The organism is Endozoicomonas sp. ALC020, from assembly GCF_049275935.1.
GTDB lineage: Bacteria > Pseudomonadota > Gammaproteobacteria > Pseudomonadales > Endozoicomonadaceae > Endozoicomonas_A.
The window spans coordinates 5114702-5133055 of record NZ_CP184830.1 but is presented as its reverse complement, the minus strand read 5'-3'; the positions used below and the strand labels follow the sequence as shown (position 1 = coordinate 5133055).

The 18354-nt window shown below is 47.8% G+C and carries 5 protein-coding genes; all 5 read right to left on the bottom strand.

Annotation, left to right across the window (positions count from 1 at the left end; translation table 11 throughout):
* Positions 1-118: 118 nt before the first annotated feature.
* On the bottom strand, positions 119-5008 hold the full coding sequence (locus ACOJUO_RS18835; protein WP_422137806.1) for a DUF4116 domain-containing protein: 4890 nt from the start codon (positions 5006-5008) through the stop codon (positions 119-121).
* A 191-nt stretch (positions 5009-5199) separates the two neighbouring features.
* Positions 5200-9048 (bottom strand): DUF4116 domain-containing protein, encoded by a 3849-nt coding sequence (locus ACOJUO_RS18830; protein ID WP_422137805.1) that lies wholly within the window; start codon positions 9046-9048, stop codon positions 5200-5202.
* A 153-nt stretch (positions 9049-9201) separates the two neighbouring features.
* The gene (locus tag ACOJUO_RS18825; protein WP_422137804.1) at positions 9202-12666 is read right to left on the bottom strand and encodes a DUF4116 domain-containing protein; all 3465 of its coding nucleotides are present in this window, start codon (positions 12664-12666) and stop codon (positions 9202-9204) included.
* Positions 12667-12852: 186 nt separating this feature from the next.
* Complete coding sequence (locus ACOJUO_RS18820; protein ID WP_422133470.1) at positions 12853-13206, bottom strand: hypothetical protein; 354 nt, start codon at positions 13204-13206, stop codon at positions 12853-12855.
* 185 nt (positions 13207-13391) lie between these two features.
* Positions 13392-18287: a DUF4116 domain-containing protein gene (locus ACOJUO_RS18815; protein ID WP_422137803.1), complete on the bottom strand. Its 4896-nt coding sequence runs from the start codon at positions 18285-18287 to the stop codon at positions 13392-13394.
* Positions 18288-18354 lie beyond the last annotated feature (67 nt).

Below are 18354 nucleotides of genomic sequence, written 5' to 3'. Positions count from 1 at the left end.
GTTTTTTTATAAAGTTCACCCCTCAGGCTGAACCACGCAATAGGGGGAACAACAATGAGCTGTCAACACAGTTGGCACTGTTTAGCGTTGTCAGAATAAATGAAACCTTGTTCAGAGATTACTCGAGGTGTTGACTCACTTCGGGGTTTCTTTTTTTTGCTGCCTCAATAAAAGCCGCATTTTGTTTAAGCTCGGAGGCAACATAAATAAAAGCAGCAGAATCCTTTTGAATCAGGTCCAGCATATAATCACGATCCTTCAATACCGTATTATTGACATACATCAGGCAATTAATATTGACGGCTATTAAGGTTTTAATAATGTTTTTATCGCTCCGAATTCTTTCACTGGCATATTGCAAAGCGCCTAAAGAATTTGTAACAGCGGCTACGACAACCTTCTCATCATCCTGAACTGTCGGGCTGGCATATTGCAGATGACAACCATCCTTAGTGATCGCAAGCATGACGACCTCTGCAACATTCTTCAACTCTTCACTGACATATTTCAGGCTATCCGGATGTATCGCAACAGTTGCCAATACAAGGTCTTTATCATTGCGAATCCGTTGGCTGGCATGTATCAGTCCATCCCTGAGCAAGAAATGCCTGAGCTTTTCTTTATTATCCCCAAGCGACTGAACCGGTGAGAAATCAAACTTCAGGCTGTAACTGCAGGATGGCTTGATCACAAAGTAATGATCTTTCAAATGGGGATACACAAGCTCGACCCATCGATTAGCCCTACCGGGATCTAACAATAAAAAATGATGCAGAAGTTCCCTGCAGATGTCCTCAGGAAGCTCATCACTGATTAACACTTCCCGAAGGTTGTCCTTTGATTTAACCAACCGATAACCATGATCAATAAACTGTTGTTGATGATTGTTTAATAACTGACAGCAATCGGGATCAATGCCATATTGGTAATTATCAATCATCAAGAAGAAGCAATGTTGAAAGGCGAATCTATTGGCTTCTGCCGCAACATCGCTATCAAGGCGTTGCGCAAGCGAGTTAAAGCACCACCGCCCCTCGTCGAAAATACTTATCGAGCCCAGGAGTATATCCAAAGAAATAACTGCTCTTAATGCCGTTATCAGTTTTACAAAGGCATCCTGCATGGCTTGAGGTGATGTTATTTGCGAGCATTCGACCATCACTTCCGCCGCTGCAGCGTTGCAAACAGACCTGATACTATCAGCATTTTCGCCCAGTTCAATAGCTTTCAGTAACTGCACCAGAAACCACATACGTTTTAACTTGCCAGGTGCATCACTGCAATCAATACAGGAAAATTTATCAGAAAACTTCAGCCGCAAGGTACTTCCTTTTCCCTCATCTGCATTTTCAATCAGCTCGATTAAGCCCACAAGACCGAATAACTCAAAGTTAACAATCAGGTTATCATCCATACTGATCACAGTTCCTCTAAGAGGTCTTGATTCTCTGAGGGATGCTCTGCAGGACGGACTCAATACCGATGCCTTTTCAGCCGTGCCTCCCTGAATCCTGCAATCAACATAGATGAAGTTCTCGTCTCTGGATAGCATGCCCAAAGCCGAGGCCGTGGTAACCAATGTCCGGGCCTCTGTTAAGACCCAATGCAAGTCAAAAATCAGGTCATTGACACGGCGGACCTCCTCAGTCTTCAAAAGATTGAGAGTTTTAAAACAGCTCAAGACGACTTGTTTATCATGCTTCAGTGCTTTACTCACATATTTCAGGTTGTATGGATTTACGACAATGGTTGCTAATACAAGGTCTTTATCATTTCGAACCCGTTGGCTGGCATATTTCAGTCCATGCTTCAAAAAGAAACTTTTGACCTTTTCTCTATCTTCCGCAAGTGACTGAGCAGGTGGAGCATTAATCCCCATCCTGTAGCTGCAGGATGACGTTTCAATAACATAGTATTGATCTCTCAAATCAGGATAAACATCCTCAACCAATGGAATAGCCTTTTGGGCATCTATCAATAACAGGTGATGTAAAAGCTCCCTGCGGGTGTCCTCACTGATCTCATCACTCATTAACACTTCCCGAAAATGCTCCTTCGGCTTTTTCCAGCACTCTTCTAACCGTTGAACATAATCAATAAATTGTTGGTGTTGTTTACTTAATAACTGGCAACAATCGGGACTCATCCTGGAATAGTCATAAATCGTTGAGAAAAGACAATGTTGAAAGGCAAATCTATCGGCTTCTGTCGCTATATCTCTATCAAGACGTTGCGCAAGCAAGTCAAAATTCCACTGATCCCCTTCAAAAAGGGTGCAGTCCTTTAAATAAATATCTATATCCTGAATAGCATGCAAAGCTGTCATCAGTTTTACAAAGGCATCCTGCAGGGTTTGACGTAATGTCATTCGGGCGCATTCGACAATCATTTCTCCCGCTACGGCATTGCAACTGAGCTTCATATTACCAGCTTGTCCATCCAGATTGATCGCTCTCAGTAACTGCACCAGAAACCACATACGTTTCAACTTGCCGGGGCCATCACTGCCATCAGCTCTGGCAAACCGGTCAGAAAATTTCAGCCGCAGGGTACGTCCTTTGCCCCCCTCTGCGTTTTCAAGTAGTTCGATAAGGCCCACATGTTGTCCTAATTCAAGGTTAACAATCAAAGCATCATCCATAATGATGACAGTTCCTCGACACTCTGATCTTATCAGGGATACCTTGCAGGACCGATTAAATAGCGGTGCCTTTTCAAACGGGCCTCCTGGAGTCCTGCAATCTACATAAGTGACCGGCCACCCCCCGCTTATCCTGCCCTGACCCGAGGCCAGAGTGACCGGTGCCAGTGCCTTGACGAAGCGCTTATGCAAGGCAAAAATCAGTTCGTGGACACTTCTGACCTGCTCAGGCGTATTGGGGTTGAGTGCCTTAAGAGAGGATTGCAGCTGATGACAAGCTGCCAGCCACTGTCGAAAAACCCCCATGGATTTCTGACCTTCTCCACCGGCTTGCAGGGGAAGGATGAACGTTTCTGACACTGACTGGATGTTCCCTTTCAATGTCTCGAACCGATTGCTCAGTTGCGGTAATTCATTCAGCCATGGCTGGACCTTGGAAGGATCCCTGTTAGCGGCCAGCTGCAGGAGTGACTTGTACCCATCCAGCAATGCTTCAGCCCCATAAATCAGCCGGTTTACACTGTCCCTGGTCCCTGCCAGCAACTTTGACCGTTGTGGCGACATGCTCAGTTTTATCGGGTTTGCCAGACAATCCAGTCCGCCGCCGGAGGCAAAAAATGCCAACAGGCGGGCGTTTTGATCTGTGAGCCACTGAAAACCACTGGTAACCTGATCGAATGTGCCTTCAGCGGGCGACAAATCCTCCCGTGACGGAACAGCGTTGGCTAACGGCACATCAGACACAGCAGAACAGAGACTTCTGTGACTGACCAGTTTTCCAGTAAGGTCACCAGCAACAATAAAGGCACCGGGCTTACCCTTAAAACAGCCGCAGGCCAGGGTCGCCTGTTGGCCATCCTGAGCGACCACTGCCGTAAGCTGACCACCAGCCAGCAGCAAAGTTTTTCCAGCCTGTTTCATAAGGATCGCTACATGATCATTGAATCCTCCTTCGGCAATGACAAATCCCCCTGCCTGCTTCAGGAACTCAGGCTCAAGCATCCAGTCTTCAGCGTGTCGGGCCACGACAATGGCACCCTCTGGCATAGAGTCTGTTTTTTGTTCCCTGGCCAGCCAGATGGGTCCGGTACAGAAGCCCTCGCTGACGCTCTCGCCAGAGGCAATGGTCTCTTCCGGTATGGGCATGGCGAAATCCATGCCGCCAGAGAGTCGGGTAACAGGACGCACCTGCAACAGGAACAGACGACCCTGGTGATCAATGGCAAACTCCGCATCCACAGGGCAGAGCAACAGGTCTTCCAGCTTTGCCACCACCTCCTTGAGTAATGAAACCATCTTATCACTGAGTTTCTGTCCACCGTCGCCTGATTGAACGCCAACATTATCAATTCTTGTTTCCGAATAGCCGTTATTGTTCTTGTGCAGGATGAAGTGACTTGAGATCGTCCCGGGAAAGTATTGAACGTCTTCAGCGCCTTCCTTGCGATAAATATCGATACGGTGGGGCGTATTACCGAACTGTCCTGCTACTGCGCCCCTGGGCTGACCGGGTGTGAACTCAATCCTGACGGTATCATCCTGAAAGGATTGAAAGCTCATAATGACCCCGCCGTATTTGCAATCAATACACTGTTGGATAACCAGCGCCATGGGTTGCGGTACACCTTCGGAGCAGACTTCAGGCCGGTAAGCTGAAGCCATGACCTCAAGGCAGGTTCGCAATACATCCTCTTCTCCCTGAAGTTTCGAGAGGTATTTGCCCGCCTGGGCATTGCCGTAGTCATCTTCATTAACGCCAGAACTGCGGACAATAATCGGTTGTGACAGGGAGAGTTTGTCCAGCTGACGACGCAGGTCTCTGATTTGTTGGGCCGCTTCAGACTCTTTAACCTGTTGGTAATAGTCATCACTGGCAATAAATGTTGCCAGACCCGCCAGCCAGTCTTTCCTTTTGGCTTGCTCAGAAGGTGCCAAAGTAGCGACGTATTTCCTGATTTTCGACAGGCTGGTCTCTGCCTCCGGTTGATCAGGAATCCAAGGGAGATAGCGGGCCAGGCAGTGCCGATCCAGAGGCTGATGTTCCAGTGCATTCATGACCTGGGTTGTCACACATTCAAAAGGTGGAACACGCAGACCGGCTTCCTTCATGCGCTGCAAAAACATTCCCTTACCCCCAAGCTGATGGCGGCTGGGGGGAGAATAGTCATCAGCCTGATCTGAAACAGGTGAAGAGCAAAGACGATTGGCTAATGATGTCTGGACGGGAACGCTAGTGGGATCAGGATCACTGAAATACCTTTTGTGTTTACTCTCAGCCCCGTCGGATAGACCCTCAGCCCCGGGAATCTGATTTGAATTGGTTGCCGGAGTCGGAGAATCTGCCCTTTGAGAATAAGCGGGTAACATCAAAATATCCCTCTCATGTTAATATTCATCCATCTGACTCAATGACTGGAAGGTCAATAAACCTCAGACAATAGTTTTTTTATAAAGTTCACCACTCAGGCCGAACCAGGCAATAGGGGAAACAACAATGAGCTGTCAACACAGTTGGCACTGTTTAGCATTGTCAGAGTAAATAAAACCTTGTTCGGAGATTACTTGAGGTGTCGAATCACTTCGGGGTTTCTTTTTTTTGCTGCCTCAATAAAAGCCTTATATTGTTTAAGCTCATCAAACGCATACAAAAAAGCAAAAGAGTCCTGTTCAATTAAGTCCAACATATACTCCCGATCATTCAATAATGTTTTCCTGACGTTTTGTAGAATATCAATATTAACGGCTATCAGGTTTTTAATAATGTTTTTATCGCTTCGGATTCTTTCACTGGCATAAGACACAGGTCCTGAATAAGCTGCAACTGCAGCCCTGACAATCTCTTCATTGTCCCGAAGTCTCGGGCTGGCATATTTGAGATGTATACCATCCCGTTTGATTGCGACCATGACAATTTCATAATTATCCCGAAGTCTCGGGCTGGCAAATTCCAGATAACTGCCATGAATAGTGACTGCAGCCATGACAATTTCATAATTATCCTGAAGTTTCGGGCTGGCATATTTCAGAGAAGAGCCATTTTGAGTGACTGCAGCCATGACGACCACTTTATCATTCTTGAGTTTTTCACTCGCATATTTCAGGTTATCTGGATGTCTTGCAAGGGTCGCTAATACAAGGCTTTTATCATTTCGAACCTGCTGGCTGGCATATGTCAGCCCTTCCTTCACCACAACATTCCTGACCTTTTCTTTGTGATCGGGAAGCGCCTGCCCCGGTGGCACATCAAACATCAGCGTGTAATCCCATGATGGCTTAATAATATAGTATTGGCCTCTCAAACGAGGATAGACAAGCTCAAACAGTGGAGTCGCCTCATCGGGATTGAGCCATAAAAAATGATGCAGTACCTCCCTGCGGGTGTCCTCACCCACCTCATCACTCATTAACACTTCCGAAAAATTCTTCTCCGATCGAAAGAACCGCCGACTATGATTAATAAACTGCTGTTGATGGTCGCTTAAGAACGAGTAGCAAGCATCTGAAATACCGATCGCAACGGAGTAATATAGTGTGCATAAGCCATGTTGAATTAAGCATTTTTGAAAGGCGAATCGATCGGCTTCTGTCACAACATCGCTATCAAGGCGTTGTGCAAGCGAATTAAAGCTCCACTGATCTCCTTCAAAAAGGGCTATATTACGTATGTACAGATCCAGACTATAGGTTGAATACAATGCCATTATCAGTTTTTCAAAAGCCTGCTGCAGGATTTTACGTGATGACATTCGGGAGCATTCAACAATCATTTCACCCACTGCGGGATTGACACTGATCTTCATACCATCTGCCTCTTTATCCAGTTCAATTGCCTTCAGCAACCGCGCCAGAAACCACATACGCTTCAACTTGCCAGGTTGTTGATAGCCATCAGGGCTCCGAAACCGGTCTGAAAATCTAAGCCGCAAGGTTCTTTCTTTCCCTCCTTCTGCGCATTCAAGTGCCTCGATAAGGCCTAAATGATGCCCAAGCTCCAGATTAACCAACAAGGCATCATCCAGACTGACGACAGTTACCAGGTGCCTTGATTGTTCAAGCAATGCTTTGCCTGACTGCCTCAATAACGGCACCTTTCCATCTGAGCCACCCGGAGTCGTGCAATCGACATAGGTGATTTTCTTTTCTGTAGATATCCTGCCCTGTCCCGAAGCCAGAGTGACCGGTGCCAGTGCCTCTACAAAGCGCTGATGCAGGGCAAAAATCAGCTCATGGACACTTAGGACCTGCTCAGCTTTCCAGGGGTTGAGTGCCTGAAGATCGGATTGTAGCTTATGGCAATCGGCCAGCCATTGACGAAAGATACCGGGGAATGGCCGCCCTTCTTCAGCGGCTTGCATGGGCAGAATGACACTCTCCAGCCCTGATTGGATAGTCTTTTGCAACGTCTCAAACCGGCTGATCAGTTGCTGCAATTCATCCCGCAATAACTGAACCTCGGGCGAACCTTTCTCACCCGCCAGTTGTAAGAAGGCCCAGTAACCCTGCAACAGGGCTTCGGCCCCATAAACCAGCCGATTTACGCTGACTTTAGTCTCTGCCAGTATCCTGGATCGTTGTGGCGACATGCTGAGTTTTAGCGGGTTTGCCAAACCATCCAGTCCGCCACCAGGGGCAAAAAATGCCAGCAGGCGGGCATTTTGATCCGTGAGCCATTTGAAACCGCTGGCAACCTGAAGGAATGTACCTTCAGGAAAGGACAAATCATTCCGTGAGGGGACGGCTTTGGCTAGCGGCACATCAGAAACAGCTGAGGACAGGCTTCTGTGACTGGCCAATGTTCCGGTAAGGTCACCGGCAACAATAAAGGCTCCGGGCTTATCGTTAAAGCGGGCACAGGCCAGCGTCGCCTGTTGCCCAACCTGAGCTTCCACTGCCGCAAGCTGCCCACCGGCCAGCATCAACGCTTTTTGTTCTTGTTTCATAAGGATCGCAAAATGATCATTGAATCCTCCTTTGGCAATGACAAAACCACCAACCCGCTTCAGGAAACCGGGCTCAAGCATCCAGTCTTCAGCGTGTGGGGCCACGACAATGGCACCCTCTGGCATAGAGTCTGCCTTTTGTCGTCTGGCCAGCCAGAGCGTTCCGGTGCAAAAGCCTTCACTGACACCCGTACCTGTGGCAATGGTCTCTTCGGGTATGGGCAGGGCAAAATCCATGCCGCCAGAGAGTCGGGTAACAGGGCGCACCTGCACCGGGAAAAGCTGCCACTTACGATTGATGGCAAACTCCGCATCCACGGGGCAGAACAACAGGTTTTCCAGCGTTATCGCCATCTCTCTGAGATCTGAGACCGTTTGATCACCAAGTAACTGTTCACCGTCGTCTGGCTGGGCACCGACATTATCAATTCTTGTTTCTGAATAACCGTGATTGTTTTTGTTCAGGACAAAGTGACTTGAAATCGTACCGGGAAAATATTGATAGCTGTCAGGGCCTTCCTCATCAGAAATATCGATACGGTGAGGCGTGTTACCTGACTGCCCCGCAACCACACCTCTGGGCTGACCCTGAGTAAACTCAACCCTGATGGTTCCATCCTGAAAAGATTGAAAGCTCATGACGACACCGCCGTATTGGCAGTCAATACACTCCTGGATGATCAGAGCCATGGGTTGTGGTATGCCTTCGGGGCAGACTTCAGGGCGGTAGCCTGAAGCCATGACTTTCAGACAGGTACGCAAAACATCGTCTTCTTCCTGAACCAATGAGAGGTATTTGCCTGCCTGGGCATCGCCGTAATTATCTTCGTTGATGCCAGAACTGCGGACAATAATCGGTTGTGATAAAGAGAGATTGTCCAGCTGACGACGCAGGTCTGTGATTTGTTGGGCCGCTTCAGACTCTTTAACCTGCTGATAAAAGTCATCACTGGCAATAAATTCCGCCAGCCCCGTCAGCACCCCGGCTCTTTTGACGGGTTCTGAAGGTGGCAATGTATTGAGGTATTCCCTGATGTGCGTCAGGCTGCTCTGCACACCCGGCTCATAGGCGATATCGGGAAGATAGCGAGTTAAAGAGTGAGGATCCAGAGGGTGTTGTTCAAGCGCATGAATGAGCTGAGTTGTCACACATTTGAACGCTGGAACACGCAGACCAGCTTCCTTCATTCGTTGCAAAAACAGTCCCTTACCCCCAAGCTGATGCCGGATGGGGGGAGAATAGTCATCAGCCTGATCTGAAACAGATGAACAGCAGGTGCGTTTGCTAAGGCACGTCGGGTCTGGAATGGAAGTGCTATCAAGATAACTGAAATATCTTTTGAGGTAATTAACAGCCCTGCCGTATAAACTACCAACCCTGCCGGATGAACTACCAGTCCCGGTAATCTCATCTGGATTCGTTGTTGGACTCCGAAGCGCTGACATTTGAGAATTAGCAGGTAACATCAAGATATCCCTCCCATGTTAATATTCATCCATGATTCATCTAGAAAAAACATCAATTAATCTTTTGACAATAATTTTTTTATAAAGTTCAACCTATAGGATCCTTCAACACCGCTTTACTGACATATCTTAAGTTATCAAAACTGACAGCCATTAAGGCTTTGATAATGTTTTTTTATCGCTTCGAATTCTGTCACTGGCATATTCCAGGGCTGCTGAATCATGTTTGATAGCGGCTTTGACAACCTCTTCATTATCCCGCAGTTTGGTGCTGGCGTATTGCAGGCTAGAACCATCTCCGGTGACTGCAGTGAGGACGACCTGTTTATCACTCCTCAGCTTTTCACTGACATATTTCAGGCTATACGGATGTATTTCCAGAGCCGCTAACATAAGGTCTTTGTCATTTCGAATTCGTTGGCTGGCACATTCTATGCCATGCTTGAGCAAGAAACTCCTGACCCTTTCTTTTTGCCCCCCGAGCAACGGCATCGGTGGCACATCAAACTCCAGACTGTAACTACAGGACCGTTTGATAACATAGTATTGATCTTTAAGATGAGGATACAAAAGCTCAACCCATTGACTGGCGTTACCAGGATATGACAATAAAAAATGATGTAATAGCTCCCTTAAGATATCTTCAGAGACCTGATCACTCATTAATAGTTCCCAAACATTGTCCTTCGATTTGACCAGACATCGACCTTGATCCATGAACTCTTGTTGATGCTTGCTTAATAACGGGTAACACTCTGGAGCAATGCCATCTCGGATACTATTAACCATTGAGAAAAGGCAATGCTGAAAGGCGAATCTATTAGCTTCTGCCGAAGCATCGCTGTCAAGGCGCTGCGCAAGCCAGTTAAAGCTCCACCGACCTCCTTCAAACAGAGTTATCCGACTTAAGAATCGATCCAGACTAACTAATGAATATAATGCCTTGGTCAGTTTTACAAAGGCCTCCTGCATGTTTTCACGTGTTCTCATGCGAGTGCATTCAACGATAATTTCACCCGCTACAGCGTTACAACTTGTCTTCATGCTACCCGCATTTTTATTGAGTTCGAACGCTTTCAGTAACTCCACCAGAAACCACATACGTTTTAATTTGCCGGGTGATTCACTGCCATCATCACTGTCAAAAGAGTCAGAAAATTTCAGCCGCAGGGTTCGTCCTTTCCCCCCCTCTGCACGATCAAGTAGCTCGATAAGACTCACATGAGTGCCTAACTTCAGGTTAACAATCAAGGCTTCATTCATACAGACGACAATCGCTTTACGAAACAATAATCCTTCGAGGGTTGCTTTGCAGGCTGGACTCAGTAGCGGTGCCGTTTCACTCGGAGTCCTGTGATCAATATAGGTGATGCGCTTTTCCCGAGAGACCCTGCCCTGACTCGAGGCAAGAGTGATGGGTGCAAGCGCATTTACGAAGCGCTGATGTACAGCAAAAATCAGTTCATGGACACTCTGTACCTGCTCAGCCCTCCAGGGGTTGAGAGCTTGAAGAAAGGATTGCAGCTGATCGCAGTCTGCCAGCCAATGACGAAACGTTACCGGAGATAGCTGCCCGTCTTCAGCAGCTTGCATTGGCATAATGATACTCTTCAAGCCGGATAGGATGGTCTGTTTCAGCATCTCAAAGCGGTTGGACAGGTGCAGAAATTCATCCAGCAATGGCTCAACCCGGGATGAACGGCTGTCGCCCGCCAGCCGCAGGAATGCCTCATAACCCTGCAACAGCTTTTCAGCTCCATAAATCAGTCGGCTTATGTTCTCTCTGGTGCCTGCCAGTAACTCTGATCGTTGCGGCGACATGCTTAGTTTTATCGGGTTTTCCAGACAATCCAGTCCGCCGCCGGAGGCAAAAAATGCCAGCAGGCGAGCATTTTGATCCGTGAGCCATTGAAAACCGCTGGCGACCTGACAAAGTGTATCTTCAGAGGGAGACAAATCAGCCCGCGACGGGACGGCTTTTCCCGGCAGCACATCAGAGAAGGCAGAGGATAAATTTCTGTGACTGGCCAGTTTTCCGGCAAGGTCACCGACAACAATAAAGGCGCCGGGCTCACCATTAAAGCGAGCGCAGGCCAGCGTCGCCTGTTGGCCATCCTGAGCGATCACAGCTGCATACTCAGCACCGGCCCGCATCAAGGCTATTTTTTCCTGTTTCATAAGGATCGCTACATGATCATTGAAGCCTGCTTCGGCCAGCACAAAACCTCCTGCCCGTTTCAGCAAGCCAGGCTCAAGCATCCAGTCTTCTGCCTGCCGGGCGACGACAATAGCGCCCTTTGGCATAGAGTCTGCCTGTGTTTTTTTAGCCAACCAGAGTGGCCCGGTGCAGAAGCCTTCACTGATGCCCTCGCCAATCGCCAGAGACTCTATGGGTATAGGCATGGCAAAATCCATGCCGCCAGAGAGTCGGGTAACAGGACGCACCTGCAACAGGAACAGGCTACCCTGATGATCGATAGCAAACTCCACATCCACGGGGCAGAGCAGCAGGTCTTCCAGTTTTGTCACCGCATCCCTGAGATCTGAAACCATTTTATCAGTGAGTTTTTGTCCACTGTCGTCTGATTGAGCATCGGCATTAGCAATGATTGTTTCCGAATAGCCGTTATTGTTCTTATGCAAGACAAAGTGACTGGAGATTGTTCCGGGAAAGTACTGATAGATGTGAGCTTCTTCTTTGTGATCTTCGCGATAAATATCAATGCGATGGGGCCGGTTACCGGACTGCCCTGCCACTGCGCCTCTGGGCTGACCACGTGTGTACTCAACCCTGATGGTATCTTCCTGAAAAGATTGAAAGCTCATGACGACACCGCCGTATCGGCAATCAATGCACTGTTGGATGATCAGTGCCATGGGTTGCGGTATGCCTTCGGAACAGACTTCAGGCCGGTAACCTGAGGCCATGACCTTAAGGCAAGTGCGCAATACATCCTCTTCTCCCTGAACTTCCGAGAGGTATTTGCCCGCCTGGGCATCGCCGTAGTTATCTTCGTTGATGCCGGAACTGCGGACAATAACGGGTTGTGATCTGGAGAATTTGTCCAGCTGATGGCGAAGAGTCCTGATGTGTCGAGCCGCTTCAGAATCTTTAACCTGTTCGTAATAGTCATCACTGGCAACAAATTGCGCCAGACCCAGCAGCCAGTTATCCCTTTTGCTTTGCTCTGAAGGCGGCAAGGCATTGAGGTGTTCACGGATGTTCTTGAGACAGGTCTCTGCCTTCAGTTCACGGTCAATCCCGGGGAGATAGCAGGCAAAGTTATCCAGAGGCTGTTGTTCAAGAGCACTCATGACTTGAGCAGTAACACATTCGAACGGTGGCACAGACAGACCGGCTTTCTTCATGCGCTGCAAATACATTCCCTTGCCACCAAGTTGTTCCCGGCTGGCGGCAGAACAGTCAGCAGCCTGGCCTGAAACAGGGGAACAGCAGGTGCGCTTGTTTAGCCACGTTGGATCGGGAACGTCACTGAGATCAAGATGACTGAAATACCTTTTGGGGGAACTGGCAGCTCTGCTGGATGAACGACCAGCCCCGGTATTCTGCTCTGGGTTCGTTTTCGATATTTGAAGATCAATAGTTTCAGGCAACATCAAGATATCCCTCTCATTTATCCATAATTCAATGACTAACGCCTAAAAAATCGCTTATTACATATATGACAATTATTTTTTTATAAAGTTCACCACTCAGGCTGAACCAGGCAACAGGTAAACAACAATGAGCTATCAACACAGTTGGCACTGTTTAACGTTGTCTGAATAAACGCGTTAACTCTCTTAAGGGCGAGTCACCATAAGCTGGCCGTCGTCTCTCTTGACCACTATGAATTGCACAAAGGCAGTTCCTGCTGATGACTCATAGGGAATACCATTACCCAGGTCGTAGGCACTGACGGTAATTTTGCGTACCAGACATGCGCCTCGGGAAGGTGCAGTAAATGCTCCCCAGGGGGCGAGTGCATAGGTTTGTGTATCACAATCCCAAGCGGATCCGCCAATGTATTTGATTTCACCATATACATCGAGGTCAGTTTTATTAACGATATGGACATGAGACCAGGCAAAAACCTGAGTTGCAAACAGAAGCAATATGCCGACGATCATGCTTCCTGACTGTTTTACCTTTAACATATTTCATAGCCTTAAGACTTAAATGACTGATTATATCACTCAGGCTTCTGACTCACTCTCAGGGCATTATCCGTGCCGCCGTCTGCTTAAGCGACACACTGCAAACCAGAAACCACCAGACCGGGTTCTTTCGCTAATATATATGCGTTGCGTAAGGCTGTTAAAGTTAGAAAGCACGATGGGTATTACATGAGGTGTTGACTCACTTCGGGGTTTCTTTTTTTTGCTGCCTCAATAAAAGCCTCATTCTGTTTAAGCTCGGGAGCAACAAAAATAAAAGCAGCAGAATCCTTTGCAATTAAGTCCAGCATGTACTCAGGATCCTCCAATATCGTTTTATTAACGTATATCAGGTTATTAACGTTGATAGCTATCAAGGTTTTAATAATGTTTTTATCGCTTCGAATTCTTTCACTGGCATATTTCAGAGCGCCTGAAGAATTTGTAACAGCGGCTATGACAACCTTCTCATCATCCTGAAGTGTCGGGCTGGCATATTGCAGATAACAACCATCTTTAGTGACTGTATGCATGACGACCTCAGCAACACTCTGCAGCTCCTCACCTACATATTCCAGGCTATGTGGATGTCTTGCAAGAGCCGCTATCACAAGGTCTTTATCATTGCGAATCCGTTGGCTGGCACATTTCAGTCCATCCCTGTGCAAGATGTCCCTGACCCTTTCTTTATGATTACCAAGCGACTGAACCGGTGAGAAATCAAACTTCGGGCTGTAACTGCAGGATGGCTTGATAACAAAGTAATGATCTTTCAAATGAGGATACACAAGATCAACCCATCGATTAGCCTCACCGGGATCTGACAATAAAAAATGATGCAGTAGCTCCCTGCGGGTGTCCTCAGGGAGTTCATTTCTCATTAATACGTCGCCAGGATTACCCTCCAATTTAAACAACCGATGACCATTATCAATAAACTGTTGTTGATGACTGCTTAATAACAAGTAGCAACTGAGATCAATGGCATATCGGTAACGTTCAGCCATTAAGAAAAGGCAATGTTGAAAGGCAAATTTATTGGCTTCTGCAGCAACATCGCTATCAAGGCGTTGCGCAAGCATGTTAAAGCTCCACTGACCCCCTTCAAAAACAGGTCTTGGGCCTAAAAACATATCCAAAGATCTAACAGCCTCTAATGCCCTTATCAGTTTCACAAAGGCACCCTGCATGACTTGAGTTGATGTTATTTGCGGGCATTCGACGATCACTTCAGCCGCTGAGGCGTTGCAACCAGGCTTCATGCTGGCAGCACTTTTATCCAGCTCTATCGCTTTCAGTAACTGCACCAGAAACCACATACGTTTTAACTTGCCAGGTGCATCACTACCATCAGAGTAGGAAAAATTGTCAGAAATTTTCAACCGCAAGGTACATTCTTTTGCCTCTTCTTCGTTTTTAAGTAGCTCGATAACGCCTACAAGATCGGTTATCTTAAAGTTAACAATCAAAGTATCATCCATACTGATAACAGTTCCTTCAAAAAGTCCTGATTCTCCAAGGACTGCTCTGCAGGACGGATTCAATAGCGTTGACTTTTCACCCGCGCCACCCGGAGTCGTGCAATCAACATATATGACCTTATCATCTCTGGATAGCATGCTCAGAGCTGAGGCCCTGGTAACCGGTCTCCGGGCCTCTGTCACGGACCTATACAAGTCAGAGATCAGGTGATTGACAATGCGTACCTCCTCAGTCTTCAAAAGATTGAGCGCTTTAAAACAGGTTAGAACGACTTCTTTATCACACTTCAGTTCTTCACTCACATATTTCAGGCTGTATGGATGTACGGCAATGGTCGCTAATACAAGATCTTTATCATTGCGAACCCGTTGGCTGGCATATTTCAGTCCCTGCCTGCGTAAAACATTCTTCATATTTTCTCTTTGAACCCCAAGGAACTGAATGGGTGAAACCTCGAAATTTACACTGCAACTGCAGGATGGATTGATAACAAAGTACTGATCTTCCAGCTTATACACCTCTTCAAACAATGGCGCAGCGTCATCAGGCTTTAACAATAAAAAATGCTGCAAGAGTTCCCTGCGGGTGTCCCCGGGGATCTTATCACTCATTAACGTTTCCAGAGGGGGGTGTATTGATTCAGCAAGCCGTCGACTATGACGAATAAACTGTTTTTGATGATTGTTTAAGAACTTTATTAATAATCGGTAACAATCCTCATTAACGTTATATTGAGCAGAATAAGCCATTAAGAAAAGGCAGTGTTGAAAAGCGAATCTATGGGCTTCTGTCGTAACATCGCTATCAACGCGTTGCATAAGGCTGTTAAAGCTCCACTGATCTCCATCAAAAATGGCTGCTGACTTTAAGTCCTCATCCAGGTTCTTAATGACAGATAATGCCGTTGTCAGTTTTACAAAAGCTGCCTGCATGATTTGATGTGATTTCATTCGGGGGTATTCGACAATCATTTCACCCGCTACGGCATTGCAACTGAACTTCATAGGACCCGCTTGTTCATCCAGATTGATCGTCTTCAGTAACTGCGTCAGAAACCACATACGTTTCAATTTGCCGGAACCATCACTGCCATCAGCTGTGGCAAACCGGTCAGAAAATTTCAGCCGCAGGGTACGTCCTTTCCCCCCTTCTGCTTCTTCAAGTAGCTCGATAAGGCCCACATGATGTCCCAGTTGAAGGTTAGCAATCAAAGCAGCATCCATAATGATGACAGTCGCTTCACACTCTGATCTTACGAGGCATTCATTGTAGGAGTGAGTGAATAGCGGTACCTTTTTAGCCGAGTCACCCGGAGTCCTGCAATCTACATAGGTGATGGGCCATATCCTGCTGATCTTGCCCTGACCCGAGGCCAGAGTAACCGGTGCCAGTGCCTTGACGAAGCGCTCATGCAAGGCAAAAATCAGTTCATGGAGACTTCGGAGCTGCTCGGGCGCATTGGGATTGAGTGCCTGAAGAGATGACTTTAGTTGCTGACACGCCGTCAACCAGTGTCGAAAAATGCCCATGGATTTCTGACCTTTTTCACCGACTTGCAGGGGAAGGACCATCATTTCTAACTCTGATTGGATTTTCTCTTTCAACGTCTTGAACCGGCTGGTCAGTTCCGGTAATTCATTCAGCCATGGCCCGATTTCGGATGGGTCCTTTACGCTCGCAAGCTGCAGGAATGACTTGTACCCATTCAGCAATGCTTCAGCCCCATGAATCAGCCGGTTTACACTGTCCCTGGTCCCTGCCAGCAACTTTGAGCGTTGTGACGACATACTCAGTTTTATCGGGTTTGCCAGACAATCCAGTCCGCCGCCTGAGGCAAAAAATGCCAACAGGCGGGCGTTTTGATCTGTGAGCCACTGAAAACCGCTGGTAACCTGATCGAATGTACCTTCAGCGGGGGACAAATCCTGCCGTGACGGAACGGCTTCGGCTAACGGCACGTCAGAATCAATAGCGGTCAGGCTTCTGTAACTGGCCAGTTTTTCGCTAAGGTCACCAGCAACGATAAAGGCGCCGGACCTCCCCATAAAACGGGCACAGGCCAGCGTCGCCTGTTGCCCAACCTGAGCTTCCACTGCCGCAAGCTGCCCACCGGCCAGCATCAACGTTTTTCCTTCCTGTTTCATGAGGATTGCTACATGATCATTGAATCCTCCTTCGGCGATGACAAAGCCTCCTGCCTGCTTCAGGAACTCAGGCTCAAGCATCCAGTCTCCAGCGTGATGGGCCACGACAATGGCACCTTCTGGCATAGAGTCTGCCTCCTGTTCACTGGCCAGCCAGATGGGTCCGGTGCAGTAGCCTTCGCTAACGCTCTCGCCAGAAGCAATGGTCTCTTCCGGTATGGGCATGACGAAATCCATGCCGCCAGAGAGTCGGGTAACAGGGCGCACCTGCAACAGGAACAGGCGACCCCGGTGATCAATGGCAAACTCCGCATCCACGGGGCAGAGCAAAAGGTCTTCCAGTTTTGTCACCGCGTCCCTGAGATCTGAAAGCATTTTATCAGTGAGTTTCAGACCACCGTCGCCTGATTGAGCATCGACAGTATCAATTCTTGTTTCCGAAAAGCCGTTATTGTGCTTGTACAGGATGAAGTGACTTGAGATGGTCCCGGGGTAGTATTGAACGTCTTCGGCGCCTTCCTTGCGATAAATATCGATACGGTGGGGCGTATTACCGAATTGTCCTGCCACTACGCCTTTGGGCTGACCCTTTGTGTACTCAACCCTGACGGTATCATCCTGAAAGGATTGAAAGCTCGTAAAGACCCCGCCGTATCGGCAATCAATGCACTGTTGGATAACCAGCGCCATGGGTTGTGGTATGCCTTCGGGACAGACTTCAGGCCGGTAACCCGAGGCCATGACCTTAAGACAGGTTCGCAAAATATCCTCTTCCCCCTGAACTAAAGAGAGGTATTTGCCCGCCTGGGCATCGCCGTAGTTATCTTCATTGATGCCGGAACTGCGAACAATTACGGGCTGTGAGTTGGAGACTTTTACCAGCTGAGAGCGCAGAGCCCTGATTTGTCGGGCCGCTTCAGAATCTTTTATCTGTTCGTAATAGTCATTACTGGCAATTAATTTCGCCATACCCGACAGCCATTCATCCCTTTTGGTTTGCTCTGAAGGCGGCAGGGCATTGAGGTATTTCCTGATGTTTGCCAGGCTGGTCCCCGCCTCCGGTTCATAAATAATTCCGGGGAAGTAGCAGTCTAAAAGATGGGCATCCAGAGGGTGTTGTTCAAGCGCATTCATGACTTGAGCACTAACACATTCGAAGGGCGGAACAGACAGACCGGCTGCTTTCATGCGCAACAAAAACATTCCCTTGCCCCCGAACTGTTCCCGTTCGGAAGGAGAACAGCCAGCAGCCTGCTCTGAAACAGCTAAACGGCAGAGACGTTTGGTTAAAGGGGTTTCGCTGGTCGAAACGCCACGGGGTACAGGATTATCGAAATGCCTTTTGATTGCACTGCGAACCCTGTTGGATAGACTGCCAGCCCCGGTGTTCTGATTTGAACAGGTTCCCGGGCTTCGGGGATCTAATTTGCCAAAATTTTCAGGTAAAGGTAACATCGCGACATCCACGTCATACTAAGTACTCATACATAATTTAATTGCCAGAAATTCAATGTATCACCCT